Genomic DNA, 16601 nt, shown 5'->3' with positions numbered 1-16601 from the left:
ACGCAGGTTCGTTTCCAAATTTTGAGAAGCCGGTAAAGGAATTCGTCGTGGCAACGCGAGCTAAGAAAACCGCCAAGGGCAAGAGCAGCAAGAAGAAGGCTGCAAAGGTGCTTGCGCGCAAAGCTGCCAAAAAGACCAAGAAGGCCGCCGCGAAGAAGGGCGTGAAGAAGAGCGTTGCGAAGACGGCAAAACGGGCTGGCAAGAAGGCTACCAAGAAGCAGGTCGTCGCCAAGAAGGCGGTGACAAAAGCGGCCAAAAAGCCAGCCACGGCTCCAGTGAAGCCAGCCAAGGCTCCAGCGAAGACGGTGGCCAAGAAGGCGAAGGTCACTGCGCCTGCTGCGATCGCAGCGCCGGCTCCTGTCGTCGCGCCACCGAAGGCTGCGAAGCCCAAGGAATCGAAAAAGGCGCCGCGTGCCCCGAAGCCCGCCATAGTCGCCGCTCCGCAGGCCACTGCTCCGGTCGCCGCCCCCGCGCGCGACAACGTCTTCTACATCACGACGGCGATCGCTTATCCCAATGGCAGCCCGCATATCGGCCACGCCTATGAAGCGATCGCGACCGACGTGCTGGCGCGCTTCGCGCGGCTCGACGGCAAGGACGTGTTCTTCCTGACCGGCACCGACGAGCACGGTCAAAAAATGGTTCAGACGGCCGCCGGTGAGAACATGTCCGTCTCCGCGCTCGCGGCGCGCAATGCCGGCCGCTTCAAGGAGATGGACGAGCGTCTGAACGTGTCGTTCGACCGCTTCATCCGCACCACCGAAGAGCAGCATCATCGCTCCAGCCAGGAGATCTGGCGACGCATGGAAGCGAACGGCGACATCTATGCCGACATCTATTCGGGCTGGTACTCGGTCCGTGACGAGGCGTATTACGCCGAGGACGAGACGCGCCTGAACGATGACGGCGTACGGCTCGGACCGCAGGGTACGCCGGTCGAGTGGGTCGAGGAAAAGAGCTATTTCTTCCGCCTGTCGGCGTACCAGGACAAGCTGCTCAAGCTTTATGCGGATCATCCCGATTTCATCGGGCCGGACTCCCGCAAGAACGAGGTGGTAAGCTTCGTCAGAGGGGGCCTGCGCGATCTCTCGATCTCGCGCACCACCTTCGATTGGGGCGTGAAGGTGCCCGGCGACGAAGAGCACGTGATGTATGTCTGGGTCGACGCGCTGACCAACTACATCACCGGGGTCGGCTTCCCCGACGAGAGCGACAACAGCTGGCGCTATTGGCCGGCCGACGTGCACATCATCGGCAAGGACATCATCCGTTTCCATGCGGTGTATTGGCCGGCGTTCCTGATGTCGGCAGGCATTCCGCTGCCGAAGCGGGTCTATGCCCACGGCTTCCTGTTCAACAGGGGCGAGAAGATGTCGAAGTCGGTCGGCAACGTCGTCGATCCCTTCAACCTCGCCGACCAGTATGGCGTCGACCAGATGCGCTATTTCTTCCTGCGCGAGGTGCCGTTCGGTCAGGACGGCAACTACAACCACGAGGCCATTGTCGCGCGCATCAATGCCGATCTCGCCAACGATCTCGGCAACCTTGCGCAACGCTCGTTGTCGATGATCGCCAAGCAGCTCGGCGGCGTGCTGCCGGAGCCCGGCGAGTTCAGCGACAACGACAAGGCGATCCTTGCGATGGCCGACGGCATGATCGCCACGTCACGCGAAGCAATGGCGACGCAGCAGATCCATCACTGGCTCAACGCCGTGTGGGCCGTGGTTGCGGAGGCCAACCGCTATTTCGCGGGCGAAGCGCCGTGGGCGCTCGCCAAGACCGATCCTGTCAGGCAGAAGACGGTGCTCTATGTCACCGCCGAAGTCGTGCGCCAGATCGCGATCCTGGCCCAGCCGGCGATGCCGACCGCCTCGGGATTGCTGCTCGACAGCCTCGGCATCCCCGCCACCGAGCGCAACTTCGCTGCGCTCGGTGGCACGTCGCGCATCGCGCCGGGCTCGACGCTGCCGGCGCCGAAACCGGCGTTCCCGCGCTACATCGAGCCGGCGGCCTGAAGGCGGTCGCGCGATGCTGGTCGACAGCCACTGCCACCTGGATTTTCCGGACTTCGCGGAAGATCTCGACGGGATCGTGTCGCGTGCGCGTGCGGCCGGCGTCAAGCGCATGGTCACGATCTCGACGCGGGTGCGGAAGCTGAACGATCTCGTCAGGATCGCCGAGCGCTATGACGATGTCTATTGCTCGGTAGGCACTCATCCGCATAACGCGGATGAGGAGGATGGCATCGCGCCGGATGAGCTGATCGCGCTGACGCAGCATCCCAAGGTCGTCGCGCTCGGCGAAGCCGGGCTCGATTATTTCTACGACAACGGCTCACCGGAGGCGCAGGCGAGGGGGTTTCGCGCCCACATCGCCGCCGCCCGCGCCACCGGCCTGCCGCTGGTGATCCACACCCGCGAAGCCGACGAGGATTGTGCCCGTATCCTGGAAGAGGAGGTCGGACGCGGATCGTTTCGCGCGGTGCTGCATTGTTACACCGGCGGGCGTGAGCTGGCGCTGAAGGCGGTTTCGCTTGGGCTGTATATCGGCTTCACGGGTATCCTGACCTTCAAGAAGTCGGAGTCCCTGCGCGCGCTTGCGGCCGAACTGCCGTCGGATCGTATTCTGGTTGAAACAGACTCGCCCTATCTTGCGCCCGGAAAATTCCGCGGCAAACGCAACGAGCCGGCCTATGTGGTCGAGGTCGCAAAGGTGCTCGCTGAGGCGCGCGGCGTGTCGTTGGATGAGATCTCGCGCCAGACCACCGAAAATTTCTTTCGTCTGTTCTCAAAGGTGAAGGCTTCAGGAGACGCATGACGCTGACGCTGACGATCCTGGGCTGCGGCTCCTCCGCCGGCGTGCCGCGCCCGGCGCTCGGCTGGGGCGCCTGCGATCCCAACAATCCCAAGAATCGCCGTCGCCGCTGCTCCCTGCTGGTCGAACGAAAATCCGAGCACGGCACCACACGCATCGTGATCGACACGTCGCCGGACCTGCGCGAGCAGTTGCTTTCGACCAATGTCGACCACATCGACGCGGTGTTCCTGACCCACGAGCACGCCGATCAGACCCATGGCATGGACGACCTGCGCTCGGTCGTCATGCATATGCGACGCCGCATCCCGACCTACTTCAACCTGTCGACCGCCAAGGACATCATGGCGCGGTTCTCCTACTGCTTCATCTCGCCGGAGGGCAGCGACTATCCGCCGATCCTGACGCGGCATTCGATCGAGGCGGGCGAAAGCCAGACCATCCTGGGGAAGGGCGGCGCGGTGACGATGGCCGCCTTCCTGGTGCAGCACGGCAACATTCCCGCGCTCGGCTACCGCATCGGGGATGCCGCCTACACACCAGACCTCAACGACATCCCGCGCGAGAGCTGGGGGGCATTGGAGAATCTGGACCTCTGGATCGTCGACGGCCTGCGCTACACCAGTCATGTCAGCCATTTCAGCATCAACGATGCGCTGTCGTGGATCGAGCGTTTCAAGCCGAAGCGTGCGGTCATTACCAACATGACCGCCGACGTCGATTATGAGGTCATCAGGCAGTCGCTGCCTACGGGCGTGGTACCGGCCTATGACGGGCTGCGGCTGGAGACGCACTAAACCCGCGGTGGAAATTCTCCTGCCAGGCGGCATACTCCTTGCTTGCGCCGGCCCCATCATGTTGATCTAACGTCTGAAAGACAGGCGTTTGACAGGGCGATATTCAAGCAGGACCGGCACCTGATGTGCAATCGCCGGGTCGGTTGAATCGCCTCGTGCGAGGATGGGGATTGCGTTTGGCAGGCGACGATGTAGCGGCTCAGGGACTGGTGCGACGCGCTCTGGATCTCCTCTATCTCGGCGCGGGCTACGCGGCGGGGGTCTTCCTGGTTGCGATCTTTGCAATCATGATGGTCATGTCGGTCGGGCGTCAGTTTGCGATCAACATTCCCGCAGGTGACGATTTCGCGTCCTGGTGCATGGCTGCAATGGCTTTCCTCGGTCTCGCGCACACCTTCAAGCGCGGAGAGATGATCCGCGTCGGCCTGCTGCTGGAGCATCTGCACGGGCGGACCAAGCAGGTCGCGGAGATCGTCGCGCTGGGCATCGCCACCGCATTCATCCTCTACTTCACCCGGCATGCCGTGCAGATGACCTACGATTCCTGGCGCTTCAACGACGTGGCGCAGGGCGTCGTCGCGCTTCCACTCTGGATTCCGCAGCTCGGCTTTGCCGGCGGCCTTGCGATCCTGTCGATCGCGCTGATCGATGAAATGGTCAATGTCGTCGGCGGCAACCGGCCGAGCTACGAGAAGGGCTCGCCGGACGAGACGCCCGACGAGTTCATCGAGCGCATCTCGCAGGGCGGCGGAGGTTGACCATGGCCAATCTCGGCATGATCGAGTTGTCGTTCGTCCTGCTCGGCGTCATGATCCTGCTGCTGGGCAGCGGCGTCTGGATCGCGGTCTCGCTCGGACTGGTCGGCTTCGTGGCGATGGCGCTGACCACGAGCCTGCCACTCGGCTCGGTGCTTGCGACCACCACATGGAGCGCAAGCTCGTCCTGGACGCTGGCCGCGCTGCCGTTGTTCATCTGGATGGGAGAGATTCTTTTCCGCACCAAATTGTCGGAGGAAATGTTCCGCGGTCTGTCGCCCTGGGTGCAGTGGCTGCCGGGGCGGTTGACGCATGTGAATGTGATCGGCTGCGGCATCTTTGCGGCGGTGTCGGGCTCGTCGGCCGCGACTTGTGCGACCATCGGCAAGATCGCGCTGCCGGAACTCGACAAGCGTGGCTACGACAAGGGCCTGAGCCTCGGCTCGCTCGCGGGCTCCGGCACGCTCGGCCTCTTGATTCCGCCCTCGATCCCGATGGTGGTCTATGCGGTCACGGCGAATGTCTCCGTGCTTCAAGTGTTTCTCGGCGGCTTCCTGCCGGGCGTGCTCGTGATTGTCCTCTATTCCGGCTACATCATCATCTGGTCGCTGCTCAACCCGAAGAAGATTCCGCCGCGCGATCCGCCGATGCCATTCCGGCAGAAGCTCCGCGAGTCGGGCAAGCTCGCGCCCTGCCTGCTATTGATCCTGGCGGTCTTCCTTTCGCTCGTTCTCGGCTTTGCGACAGCGACCGAATGCGCCGCATGGGGTGTCTCGGGCGCGCTGCTGCTGGCGTGGTGGAGCGGCACGCTCACGCGCAAGAACTTCCTCGAGAGCATCATGAGCGCGACGCGCCTGACCTGCATGATCATGCTGATCCTGGCAGGCGCGGCCTACACCACGGCTGCGATGGCCTATACGGGTATCCCTGCGGCGCTCGCCACCTGGGTCCAGGGGCAGCAGCTCACACCAAGCATGCTCGCCCTCTATCTCAGCATCATGTACATCATCCTGGGATGCCTGATCGACGGCATCTCGATGATCGTCCTGACCGCCGTCATCGTGCTGCCCATGGTCAAGCAGGCCGGCCTCGATCTGGTCTGGTTCGGCGTCTATCTCATCATTCACGTCGAGATGGCGCAGATCACGCCGCCGGTCGGTTTCAACCTGTTCGTGCTTCAGAACATGAGCGGCCGCGATACGTTCACCGTCGCGCGGGCGGCATTTCCATTCTTCATTCTGCTGCTGGCTGCCGTGTTCATCATCACGGAGTATCCGCAGATCGTGATGTTCTTGCCCAAGCTTGCTTTCCCAGACTGACGTACCGCTTTTCAAATTGACTGTGAGGAGAAGCCCGATGATCTCTCGTTTAGTCCGCGCATCCTTGATCGCTGGCGTCATGATGGCCGCGACACCTGCTTTGGCCCAGACCAAATGGAATTTGCCGGCAGCGTATCCTGCCGACAATCCGCACTCCGAAAATCTGGTCGCCTTCGCCAAGGACGTCGAGGCCGCCACGTCCGGCAAGCTCCAGATCACGGTTCATCCGGGCGCCTCGCTGTTCAAGGCGCCCGACATCAAACGCGCGGTGGTGACCGGGCAGGCGCAGATGGGCGAGGTGCTGCTGTCGATCCACGAGAACGAGGACCCGCTCTTCGGCGTCGACGTCGTGCCGTTCCTCGCGACCAGCTTCCCCGACGCGATGAAGCTGTATCAGGCCTCCAAGCCTGCGATCGCCAAGAAGCTCGATGCGCAGGGTCTCAAGCTGCTGTTCGTCGTGCCGTGGGCGCCGCAGGGCGTCTACGTCAACAAGCCGCTGGCGACGATCGAAGACATGAAGGGCTTGAAGTGGCGCGCCTACAATGTCGGGACCGCGCGCATCGGCGAGCTGGTCGGCGCGCAATCGGTCACGATCCAGGCTGCCGAACTGCCGCAGGCGCTTGCGACCGGCGTCGTGAACTCCTTCATGTCGTCGGGCGGCACGGGCTATGATGCGAAGGCGTGGGAGTCGCTCAAATACTTCTATGACGTGCAGGCCTGGATTCCGAAGGACTACACCTTCGTCAACAAGGCCGCGTTCGAGGCACTCGACAAGCCGACCCAGGAAGCCATCCTCAAGGCAGCCGCGACCGCGGAAACGCGCGGCTGGAAGGCCTGGCAGGACAAGAGCACCTGGTACATCGAACAGCTCAAGGCCAAGGGCATGACGGTGGAGCCGCCGAGCCCCGCGCTGAAGGCCGGCTTCCAGAAGATCGGTGAGCAGCTCACCGCCGACTGGCTCAAGAAGGCCGGGCCCGACGGCCAGGCGCTGATCGACGCCTACAAGAAGATGTGAGACTGGCGATGCCTTCCGCTCACCGCTTTTCCGGCGCGTGGGCGGAAGTCTTCTCCTCGATCTCGCGGCAGCCTCACCATGCGTAACTCAGCATGGCTTTGCCGGTATAGGACTGCACGAGGCTCGACACTTCGCTGTCGAAGTTCGCCGTGGCGGACCAGCCGTTGAGGTCGCGCAGCTCGATTGCAACGTCCGTGAGCGCCGCGTTCGGCGCTAAAGCCGTACCGCCGACGATGAAGCCTTGGCCGGGCAGGGACTGGAACGCAGCTGGGATCGATTGTCCCGCGCTGAAATCACGAGCCCAGGCGAGTCGACCGCGCAGGTTCAGCGCGCTTCCCAACAAGGCAAAGGACGTGCTCGTGCGCAAGCCGAGCTCGGTGCGGCTGTCCGTGAAGCCGTCGCCGCGTCTCTAACGTTTTCCAATCTTTTCCTGTCGTGTCTCGACATCGTCGAGGCTGCGCGTTCGGTTTCCGACAACGCACAATCGCCGCGCAGACGCAGCTTATGTTTCCAGATATTTCTGAAGCCTCGATCGGCTCAGGCCGAGATCGCCTTCGCTGATCCGACTTCGTTGCGCAGCAGGAATTTCTGGATCTTGCCGGTCGAAGTCTTCGGGATCGGACCGAACACGACCGCCTTCGGCGTCTTGAATCCAGACATGTGGCTGCGGCAGAACGCGATGATCTCAGCCTCGGTTGCGCTGGCGCCGTCCTTCAGCTCGACGAAGGCGCAGGGCACCTCGCCCCATTTCGGATCGGGCTTGGCGACCACGGCGGCGAACAGCACGGCCGGATGCTTGTAGAGGATGTCCTCGACCTCGACGGAGGAGATGTTCTCGCCGCCGGAAATGATGATGTCCTTGGAGCGGTCCTTGATGATGACGTAGCCGTGCTCGTCGAGCACGCCGAGGTCGCCGGTGTGAAACCAGCCGCCCTCGAAGGCTTCCTTGGTCGCCTTCTCGTTTCTGAGATAGCCCTTCATCACGATGTTGCCGCGGAACATGACCTCGCCGATGGTCTCGCCGTCGCGCGGCACCTCTTGCATCGTCTGCGGATTGATGACGGTGACGTCTTCCTCGAGCGGGTAGGGCACGCCCTGCCGACGCTTCATGCGCGCGCGTTCGGCGGGCGGAAGCTCGTCCCATCCGGGCTGCTCGGCGCAGACGGAGGCGGGGCCGTAGACTTCGGTCAGCCCGTAGACATGCGTCAGCTTGATGCCGATGCTTTCGGCGCCTTCGAGCACGGCGACCGGCGGCGCGGCGCCTGCGATCAGACCGACGACGCGACGGGCAGCGTTGCCTTTGGGCGCATCGGGCGCGTTGATCAGCGTGTTGTAGACGATCGGTGCACCGCACATGTGGGTGACGCCGTGCTGTCTGATCAGCTCGAAGATTTTGGTCGGCTCGACCTTGCGCAGGCACACGTTGGTGCCAGCGGCCGCCGCAACAGTCCAGGGGAAGCACCAGCCGTTGCAGTGGAACATCGGCAGCGTCCAGAGATAGACCGGATGCTGACCGAGATTGCCGGCGAGGATGTTGCTGACGGCGTTGAGATAGGCGCCGCGATGATGAGTGACGACGCCCTTGGGATTTCCTGTGGTGCCCGAGGTGTAGCTCAGCGCGATCGCGTCCCATTCGTCCGCAGGCAGGACCGCGGTGAAGCTCGGGTCTCCTAGCGCGAGCGCCGCCTCATATTCGATCTCGCCGATGCGCTTGCCGCCCTTGAAGGCCGCATCGTCGACGTCGATCACGAACGGCTTTGGCCCGGTCATCTGTGCGAGTGCGTCGGTGATGACGCCGGAGAATTCCGGATCGACCAGGATGATCTTGGCCCCGCCATGGTCGAGCTGGAATGCGATCGAGGGCGCATCCAGGCGGATGTTGAGCGCGTTGAGCACGGCGCCCGTCATGGGGACGGCGAAGTGCGCCTCGTTCATCGCCGGAATGTTCGGCAGCATCGCCGCCACGGTGTCACCGACGCCGATACCCTTGCCCGCCAGATAAGAGGCAAAGCGGCGGCAGCGCTCGTGAGTCTGCGCCCAGGTGAAGCTGCGGCCCTCATAGACCGTGCTGACAAGATCGGGATAGACGGCGGCGCTGCGCGCGAGGAAGCTCAGCGGGCTCAGCGGCACATAGTTGGCGGGGGTCTTGTCGAGGCCGATATTGTACTGGTTCTGCCGCTCACTCATCGACACCTCCTGAAAACGCCTCAAAGGAATCCGATCGAAATCCAGGGGAAGATCGCGACGATGATCAATCCCACCAGCAGCGCCAGCAGATAGCCCCAGATCGGCCTGATGCCTTCGGCCGGATCGACGCGTCCGATGGCGCAGGCGGCATAATAGCCGACGCCGAAGGGTGGGGCGAATAGCCCGATACCCATGGCCAGAATGATCACCATGGCGTAGTGCACCTCGTGCACGCCGACGGCACGGGCGATCGGAAACAGCAGCGGGCCGAACAGCACGATCGCCGGAATGCCCTCGAGCACGCTGCCGAGAATGGTGAAGGCCAGGATCGAGACGGCGATGAAGGTTGCGGCTCCCCCGGGCAACCCTGTCATGGCCGCCGCCAGCGAGCGCGAGAAACCTGATTGCGTCAGGCCCCAGGCCATGCCGGTGGCGGTGCCGATGATCAGCAGGATAGCGCCCGACAGCGCTGCGGTCTCGACCAGCATCGGAAACAGCCGCCGCCAGTCGAAGCGGCGGTAGACGAGGAGGCCGACCAGGGCGCCGTAGACGATGCCGATGGTGGAGACTTCGGTGGCGGTCGCGATGCCCTCGACCACGGCGTAGCGGATCACGAAGGGCAGCGCGAGCGCAGGCAGGGCGACGATGAAGGTCTTGCCGATCTCGGATGCCGTGGCGCGGCGGACGTGGCTCATGTCCACGTGGCGGTAGCGCCACCACACCAGCATGCACAGCGTGATCGCGAGCACCACGCCGGGCAATAAGCCCCCGGTGAATAGCGCTGCGATCGACACGCCCGTGACCGAGCCGATCGTGATCAGCACGAGGCTCGGCGGAATCGTCTCGGTCTGGGCACCCGTCGCCGCAAGAAGCGCGACGAGATCGCCGGGCTTGGCGCCGCGCTGCTTCATTTCTGGGAACAGCACCGGTGCGACCGCCGCCATGTCGGCGGCCTTGGCGCCGGAGATGCCGGAGACCAGGTACATGGCGCCGACCAGCACGTAATGCAGGCCGCCGCGGACATGCCCGAGCAGGCTCGCCAGGAACGCCACCATGGCCCGCGCCATGCCGGTCATCTCGATCAGAAGCCCCAGGAACACGAACAGCGGCACCGAGAGCAGGATGAGGTGGCTCATGCCCTCGTCCATCCGCCCGACCAGCACCATCACGGGCGTTCGCGTGGTCAGCGCCAGATAGCCGAAGATCGCGAGGCCAAAGCCGAACGCAATGGGAACGCCGGCAAAGACGCAGAAGCCGGCGACGCCGACGAAGAAGATGACGAGGTTGAGATTGCCGAGCGGCCGCAGCGACGGCTCCGCCAGCCAGAATGCGCCGATCAGGACCGCAACAGACAGCACGGCGGCCGCAACCATCCGGTAATCGGCGGCGCGCAGCAGCCGCAGCAAGGCGAACGCCGCCATCAGGCTGATGCCGGCCGGCAGCGCGGCAGCGCGCCACATATTTGAGATCTGCAGCGCCGGTGTGGTGATGTAGCTCTCTTCGTAGGCATAGTCGCAGGACGGCCAGACGATCAGCGCCAGGAACGCCAGCGCCGCGCAGGTTGCGACCAGATCGAGATAGGCCCGCATCGCCGGCGTGGCGCTGGCCACCACCGCAGTCATGCGCATGTGCTCGGAGCGGCGAAACGCGACCGCCGCACCCAGCATGGCGAGCCACAGGAACAGGATCGAGGCGAGTTCGTCCGACCAGATCAGCGGCCGGTGCAAGCCGTAGCGCGCAACCACGCCGGCAAACAGGATCACGATCTCGGCGACGACCAGGATCGCCGCCGGGATCTCCATGAGGAGGCCGAGTGCGCGCTCCGTTGAGGTCAGCAATGAAGGTCGGCGAGGGGACTGAACAGTCGCCTCGCCCGCCACTTCGATCACCTCGACCTCGACATGAGCCATGACGGCCCCAACACGTTACGACAGCTTGCCCACCGCCTTTTCCAGGAGGTCCCAGGCCTGATCGCCGTATTTGCCCTTCCACTCGGCATAGAAGCCGGCGGACCGCAGCTTGTCGCGGAACGGCGCCACGGCCGGCTGGTTGAAGGTCAGGCCCTTGGTCGCGAGCTCCTGCTGGAGGTTGGCGTTGAGCTTGGCGGTATCCGCGCGCTCGTTGACCGCGGCGGCGTTGATGTTCTTGGCGACGATGGTGCGCACGTCCTGCGGCAGCTTTTCCCAGGCTCTGCGGTTGGCCAGGAACCAGAAGCCGTCCCACATGTGGTTGGTCAGCGAGCAGTACTTTTGCACCTCGTAGAGCTTTGCGGTCGAGATGATCGCCAGCGGATTCTCCTGGCCCTCGACGATCTTGGTCTGGAGCGCTGAATAGACCTCGCTGAAATTGATCGAGGCGGGCGCCGCATCGAACGCCTTGAACATCGAGGTCCACAGCGGCGACACCGGCACGCGGATCTTGAAGCCCTTGAGATCGTCCGGACCGGTGATCGGCTTGGTCGACGACGTGGTCTGGCGGAAGCCGTTGTCCCAGATCTTATCCATGACCTCGAGGCCGGCCTTCTTGATCTCGCCGCGGACATGGGCGCCGAGATCGCCGTCCATGGCCTTCCAGACCGTGTCGTAGTCCGGGAACGCGAAGCCGATGCCGTTGATGGACGCCGCCGGCACCAGGGTCGACAGGATCAGGCCTGACAGCGTGAAGAACTCGACGCCGCCGGAGCGGATCTGGCTCAGCATGTCGGTGTCGGAGCCGAGCTGGTTGTTCGGGAAGATCTGGAGGTCGAACTTGCCGTTGGTCTCGCTCTTGATCGCGGCCGCCATCTCCTTGGCGCGCACGTTCAGCGGATGAGTGTCCGGCAGGTTGTTGGCGTATTTGTAGGTGAACTCGGCGCTCTGGGCGCGGGCAACATGGGGCGCACCGAGGCCGCCCAGAACCGCGGTCGCGGCGGAGGCCTTGAGAAGCGTGCGTCGGGAAAAGCTCATGGGTCTGCTTCCTCGGAAAGTTTGTTGTTGTTCTGAGATGCAAACCTATACGGACGTCAGGTCAGAAGGTCATCTGCGATCTCGCGAGGCCTCGCTTATTGCAGCCGGACAAGGTCACGGCAATATCGGCTTTCGGAGAGATGGGCCGACAAAAAATGCGAAAACAACCCCATGCACAGTAGCCGTCAATGAGCTGGGAAGAGCCGCCCAGCGCCAGCCCGCAAATGGCCTGGAGCGAAGGTGCGGTGGCAGGAATTCCATCTAAATGTCTGATCTAATTGTACATAAATATATTCCATAATATACCTTATGCGAATTACTGATATGGACGCGGCAGGCAGTTCCCCAAGCTGGTGCGAACCCTACGTCCGGGCCTAACATCAGGAGCCAACCGAGGATCCGACGGTTAGTCGGATGGTCGCGGACAGGAATTGCAGGAGATCAAAACGCCGCAGCCATGGGAGAGTCGTCATGCAGGAGACCGCTGCCCGCGCCACTGCCTCGCGTGTCATTCCGTTCGATGCCGCCAAGCTCGACCGTCTCATGGAGGACGCTGGCCTCGATGTGTTGATCGCGACCTCCAAGCACAATGTGCAGTACCTGTTAGGCGCTGAGCGGGCGATCTTCTTCGACTATATGGACGCGCTCGGTGTCAGCCGCTATTTGCCAGTCCTGGTCTATCCTAAGGGCGCCCCCGAGAAAGCGATCTATGTCGGCCACCGGATGGAGACCCATCAGCGCGCTGTCGCGCCGCCATGGGTTCCGGAGCTCCGGACCGAGTCCAATGGGTCGGTCGATGCGATCACACGGGCCGCAGGCCTGATCCGGGATGCCGGCGTGCCCTTGCGGCGGGTCGGGGTCGAGATGGCGTTCCTGCCGATGGATGCCGGCCGGGCACTGGCCGATGTCCTGCCCGGTGCCGAGCTCAAGGACGCCGTCGTGGTGCTGGAGCGGCTGCGGGCAGTCAAATCGGCGGCGGAATTGGCGAAGCTCAAGACCGCGTCCGAGCTCGTCATCGCATCCATGCTGGCGGTGATCGCCGGCCACGGTCGGGGTACGACCAAGCAGCAATTGGCGGATGCGTTGCGCCTCGCAGAAGCCAACCGCGGACTGACCTTCGAATATTGCCTGCTCGCCTGCGGCAGCAGCCACAACCGGGCGCCATCGTCGCAGCATTGGCAGCAAGGCGAGGTGCTGTCGTTGGACTCCGGCGGCAATTATCGCGGCTATATTGGCGACCTCGCGCGCATGGCCGTATTGGGCAAGGCGGATGCCGAGCTGAAGGACTATCTGGCCGAAATCGAGGCGGTCCAGCGCGCCGCCTTCGCCGCGGTCCGGCCGGGCGCCATGGGCGGCGACATCTACGTCGCGGCCGAGCGACAGCTCGCCCAGATCACCCAGCGCGACTGCACCGATTTCCTGGCTCACGGCATGGGCCTCGTCAGCCACGAGGCCCCTCGCCTGACCGCCAGGGGTCCGGTTCCCTACGACGACACCGACGCCCGCCAACCGCTCGAAGCCGGCATGGTGGTGTCGATCGAGACCACGATGAAGCATCCGACGCGTGGCTTCATCAAGCTCGAGGACACGGTCGCGGTAACGCCGACGGGGTACGAGATTTTTGGCGAAGGCGGGCGCGGATGGAATCTCGGCGGCAACGCGCTTTAGCGTAGCGGCAGCAACTCCAGCTGGCTCTGCATCTTCTTGGCGACTGCTGCGAACCAGCTCTGCCTCCGACGGCGGCGCCCCACCCTCGATCACTTCTGCGCGCGACCAGGATGCCGTTTCGCTTTGGTTCGGGCGACTTTCGGTCTGCGAAAGCCGGGCCAGCCCGCCGATCCGGCAACTCGAATGCCCAGGGGGCCAGTTCTCGCCCCCAAAGCGATGTCAGCACGCAGGACGAAATCGAAGGGTCACATGATCACCGAACCGACGGCTTTGGCTATGAATGTCCCGGTCGAAAGATGGCGCAAAATGCTCGAGCTGCCGCTTTAGTGTAGCGGCAACAGATCGAGCTCGCTCTGCGCCTTCTTGACGACCGCGGCGAACCAGCTCTGGCTCGGCGCTTCCTTGGCGAAGCAGCCTGTGAAGGCGGTCATCGCATTGTCTTCACGGGTCATGTCGCCGCGTGGGCCCTTCTTGTCGATCGGCTTGGCCATCATCTGTTTCCAGACCTTCTCGCAGGCCGGGATCGGGGTGGTCTTCACAGCGCGCGATGCGGCGATGAAGTACACCTTGTCGCCCTGGATCGCGACGACGTCGATTTCATCCGGCGCACCCTTCAGATCGCCATTGCCGCGCACGCCGAGCACGGCGGCCGCGGCACTCACCGTCGCGGGCTTGGTGATTGGCAGCTCCGCATAGATGGCAAAGGCGGCGTCCTGGATCGCGTAGTAGTAGAAGCGGTCGGATTTCAACGCAGCGCCGCTCTCCTGCGGCATGCCATCCTCGCGATGCTCGCCCAGCCAATGCCTGAGCAGCGTGGTCGTGGTCACCACCGCTTGCGTCTTGTAACCTTCCGAGGCGAAGCTGAGCCCGTCGAGATGGCCGAAGCCGATGTCGTTCTTGAACAGCGTGTCGACGTTCGACTTGCCCTCGGCCGGCAGCCCCTTGATCGTGACAGGTCCCACCAGGCCACGCAGCACGCCTGTCAGCTCCTTGAGTGCGGCATCGTGCTGCTTATAGATCTCGTCGCTCTCCTTGGCTGCCGAGAACCTTGCGATGTAGCGATCGCGCAGGTCGAGATAATGCTCATCGAGCGCGGCCGCATAGGCGGGTGTTGCCAAGGCGAGCAGGCAGAGCAAGGCGGGCAATCTCATGGCAATGTCCGCAAAGACTGGAAGCTATCTCCAGTCTTTGTGCCGGTGCCGGGCGAGGAGGTTCATCCGCGATGCCGCGCTGTGCTCTTCGCGCGCGACGCACGGCAAGCGATGCAGTCTCCCTCAATAGCTTCGGCCCGGGCCAGACGAGCCGCGCGAACCTCGCGCCCCGCGGAAGTAACGGCACCACCCGTCCGGGCTGATGGGTCCGGCAACGATCTCGCAGCTGCCGGGGGGCCGGAAATGCGCACAAACCCCGCAGCGCTGGGCTCCGTTTGGTTGATACTGGTACTGCGCGACCTCTTTCGGGATGGGCTTGCGTGCGCGGGCATAGGCACCCGTGGCAGATCCTGCCGTGCCATGGGCCCACGCCGGAGCCGCAGCCGCGCCCGCCAGCACTGCGCCGCAGAGCGATTTTGCGATGAAGCCGCGGCGAGAAAGACCTTGATCGGGCATGTTGCTGGAGGAAGAGCTTGCACCTACCGGCTTGGATTGATCACTTATCAGTCGCCTCCTGGCGGTACCGCCTTGGGCAAGTGTCGCAGCGCGGCGCGTCACCACGGATATACGCTACGGATTCGCACCGAGGCTCGGTTTCGCGGCAAGGTGCATCTGAAGACCGGACGAGCGCCCTACTCTGCCGGCGTGAGTTGCTGCCGGCCGAGGCGCATCGCCGCGGTCTCGCGCACGCGGACACGGGCGCGGCGCTTGCGCCACCAGATCACGACGCCGGTGACCGAGAGAGCCGCCACGATGAGGCCCATGATCGAGATCAGGATGCGGCCGAACGACCCGACGATGCGGCCCGAATGCAGCGGGAATTGCGCCTGCACGAAGATGTCGGCGGCGGTGCCGACCCAGGGCAGGCGCTCGCCGATGGGACGGCCGTCCTCGCTGTCGTAATAGAGCTGCGCCGGGCCGACGCCGCCGGCGCCGTGATCGTCGCCGGGATGAAAGAAGGCGGCGGCATAGACGCCATGGGCCGGGCCGTAGCTGATCGCGCCGACCGGGGCGGTCCACCCTCGCCCCTTGCCGTCGGCCGCCGCGCGCGCCGCGATGTCGGCAAAGCTGACCTTGGGCTCGATGGGGTTGTCGAGATCGCGATAGGGCCGCTGCTCATAGGGCGTCGGGGTGTAGTTCGAGACCATCTTCATCAGCGGCGAGAACACCTCGAAATAGAGGTTCAGCGAGAACGCCGTGAAGGCGATGACGAACAGCACGCCCCAGGTCCACAGGCTGAAGGCACGATGGATGTCGAAATTGATCCGGTAGGCACTGCCCGAGGTCTTGATGGTCCAGGCCGGCGCCCACCGCGCCCAGAAGCCGCGCTGGAGCTGGCGCGTGACTTCAGGCGCCCGCGCCGTCTTGGCGCGCCGGCGTGCGGGCAGCGTCAGATAGAAGCCGACGAAGCAATCGATGGTCCAGATGATGGCGATCACGCCGAGCACGCGCATGCCCCAGCGGTCGCTGCCCCAGAACTCCGGAATGTGCATGGTGTAATGCAGCTTGTAGAGGAACGAGACGAAGTTTTCTCTCGTCACCGGCCACACTGCGCCCCAATAGCGCCGGCCGAGCTCCGCGCCGGTGTTGGGATCGAGGAAGACTTGATTGTAGTCGAGGGCGTACCGCTTGCCGGTTGCGGGATCGATCCGCGGCATGACGAAGAACCACAGCGAGTGGCCCTCCTCCGGCGTCATGAAGAGATAGACGACGCGTGCGCGCGGATCGCGCTGCTCGATCATCTTGGCGAGCTCGATCGAGGGAATCGCCGGACCCTTGGTGCTGACGTCGAACAAATGGCTGTTCAGGACGTCGTCGATCTCGTGATCCCAAGAGATGATCGCCCCGGTGATGCCGGAGAAGAACAGGAAGCCGGCGGTCAGCAGTCCCGCCCAGCGATGCAGCCGTCCGAATATCGCTCTCATGGTCTTCCACTCTCATCCAGCAGAC

The 16601-nt window shown here is 63.9% G+C and carries 13 protein-coding genes; 7 read left to right on the top strand and 6 right to left on the bottom strand.

Translation table 11 applies throughout. From position 1 onward, the window contains the following. Positions 1-47: 47 nt before the first annotated feature. From metG to LRP30_RS20110, 6 genes are all read left to right on the top strand, one after another. Complete coding sequence (metG, locus tag LRP30_RS20135; RefSeq protein WP_249761462.1) at positions 48-2015, top strand: methionine--tRNA ligase; 1968 nt, start codon at positions 48-50, stop codon at positions 2013-2015. Between the two features lie 13 nt (positions 2016-2028). After that, on the top strand, positions 2029-2817 hold the full coding sequence (locus LRP30_RS20130) for a TatD family hydrolase (RefSeq protein ID WP_249761461.1): 789 nt from the start codon (positions 2029-2031) through the stop codon (positions 2815-2817). Further along, positions 2814-3611, top strand: coding sequence for an MBL fold metallo-hydrolase (locus tag LRP30_RS20125; RefSeq protein ID WP_128941686.1), 798 nt, complete (start codon positions 2814-2816; stop codon positions 3609-3611). The genes LRP30_RS20130 and LRP30_RS20125 overlap by 4 nt, the downstream gene beginning before the upstream one ends. A 209-nt stretch (positions 3612-3820) precedes the next feature. Further along, positions 3821-4369, top strand: a complete 549-nt coding sequence (locus tag LRP30_RS20120) for a TRAP transporter small permease (protein WP_245473404.1) — start codon at positions 3821-3823, stop codon at positions 4367-4369. A 2-nt stretch (positions 4370-4371) separates the two neighbouring features. Next, positions 4372-5685, top strand: coding sequence for a TRAP transporter large permease subunit (locus LRP30_RS20115; RefSeq protein ID WP_128941684.1), 1314 nt, complete (start codon positions 4372-4374; stop codon positions 5683-5685). A 37-nt stretch (positions 5686-5722) separates the two neighbouring features. Continuing rightward, on the top strand, positions 5723-6700 hold the full coding sequence (locus LRP30_RS20110) for a TRAP transporter substrate-binding protein (RefSeq protein WP_249761460.1): 978 nt from the start codon (positions 5723-5725) through the stop codon (positions 6698-6700). Between the two features lie 73 nt (positions 6701-6773). Here LRP30_RS20110 and LRP30_RS20105 read toward each other — a convergent pair whose 3' ends face one another. The 4 genes from LRP30_RS20105 to LRP30_RS20090 all read right to left on the bottom strand — a co-directional run bounded on the left by LRP30_RS20105 (position 6774) and on the right by LRP30_RS20090 (position 11832). Next, positions 6774-7067 (bottom strand): hypothetical protein, encoded by a 294-nt coding sequence (locus tag LRP30_RS20105; RefSeq protein WP_249761459.1) that lies wholly within the window; start codon positions 7065-7067, stop codon positions 6774-6776. A gap of 170 nt (positions 7068-7237) precedes the next feature. Then, positions 7238-8887 carry an acyl-CoA synthetase gene (locus LRP30_RS20100; protein ID WP_249761458.1) on the bottom strand — a complete coding sequence of 550 codons (1650 nt, stop codon included), beginning with the start codon at positions 8885-8887 and terminating at the stop codon, positions 7238-7240. Between the two features lie 20 nt (positions 8888-8907). Continuing rightward, on the bottom strand, positions 8908-10797 hold the full coding sequence (locus LRP30_RS20095; protein WP_128933898.1) for a TRAP transporter large permease subunit: 1890 nt from the start codon (positions 10795-10797) through the stop codon (positions 8908-8910). 15 nt (positions 10798-10812) lie between these two features. Then, the gene (locus LRP30_RS20090; protein ID WP_091895472.1) at positions 10813-11832 is read right to left on the bottom strand and encodes a TRAP transporter substrate-binding protein; all 1020 of its coding nucleotides are present in this window, start codon (positions 11830-11832) and stop codon (positions 10813-10815) included. A gap of 471 nt (positions 11833-12303) precedes the next feature. On the opposite strand from LRP30_RS20090, the gene LRP30_RS20085 reads away from it, so the two are divergent. Further along, positions 12304-13500: a Xaa-Pro peptidase family protein gene (locus LRP30_RS20085; protein ID WP_128955963.1), complete on the top strand. Its 1197-nt coding sequence runs from the start codon at positions 12304-12306 to the stop codon at positions 13498-13500. A gap of 323 nt (positions 13501-13823) precedes the next feature. On the opposite strand, the gene LRP30_RS20080 is transcribed toward LRP30_RS20085, so the two are convergent. Together LRP30_RS20080 and fsrB are read right to left on the bottom strand one after the other, a co-directional pair. Beyond that, positions 13824-14651 carry a hypothetical protein gene (locus tag LRP30_RS20080; RefSeq protein ID WP_128955964.1) on the bottom strand — a complete coding sequence of 276 codons (828 nt, stop codon included), beginning with the start codon at positions 14649-14651 and terminating at the stop codon, positions 13824-13826. A 632-nt stretch (positions 14652-15283) separates the two neighbouring features. Then, on the bottom strand, positions 15284-16576 hold the full coding sequence (gene fsrB / locus LRP30_RS20075) for a siderophore utilization protein FsrB (protein ID WP_249761457.1): 1293 nt from the start codon (positions 16574-16576) through the stop codon (positions 15284-15286). Positions 16577-16601: the final 25 nt, after the last annotated feature.

The organism is Bradyrhizobium sp. C-145 (assembly GCF_023375135.1).
GTDB classification, from domain to species: domain Bacteria; phylum Pseudomonadota; class Alphaproteobacteria; order Rhizobiales; family Xanthobacteraceae; genus Bradyrhizobium; species Bradyrhizobium zhanjiangense.
This window is presented reverse-complemented; position numbering and strand designations above follow the sequence as displayed.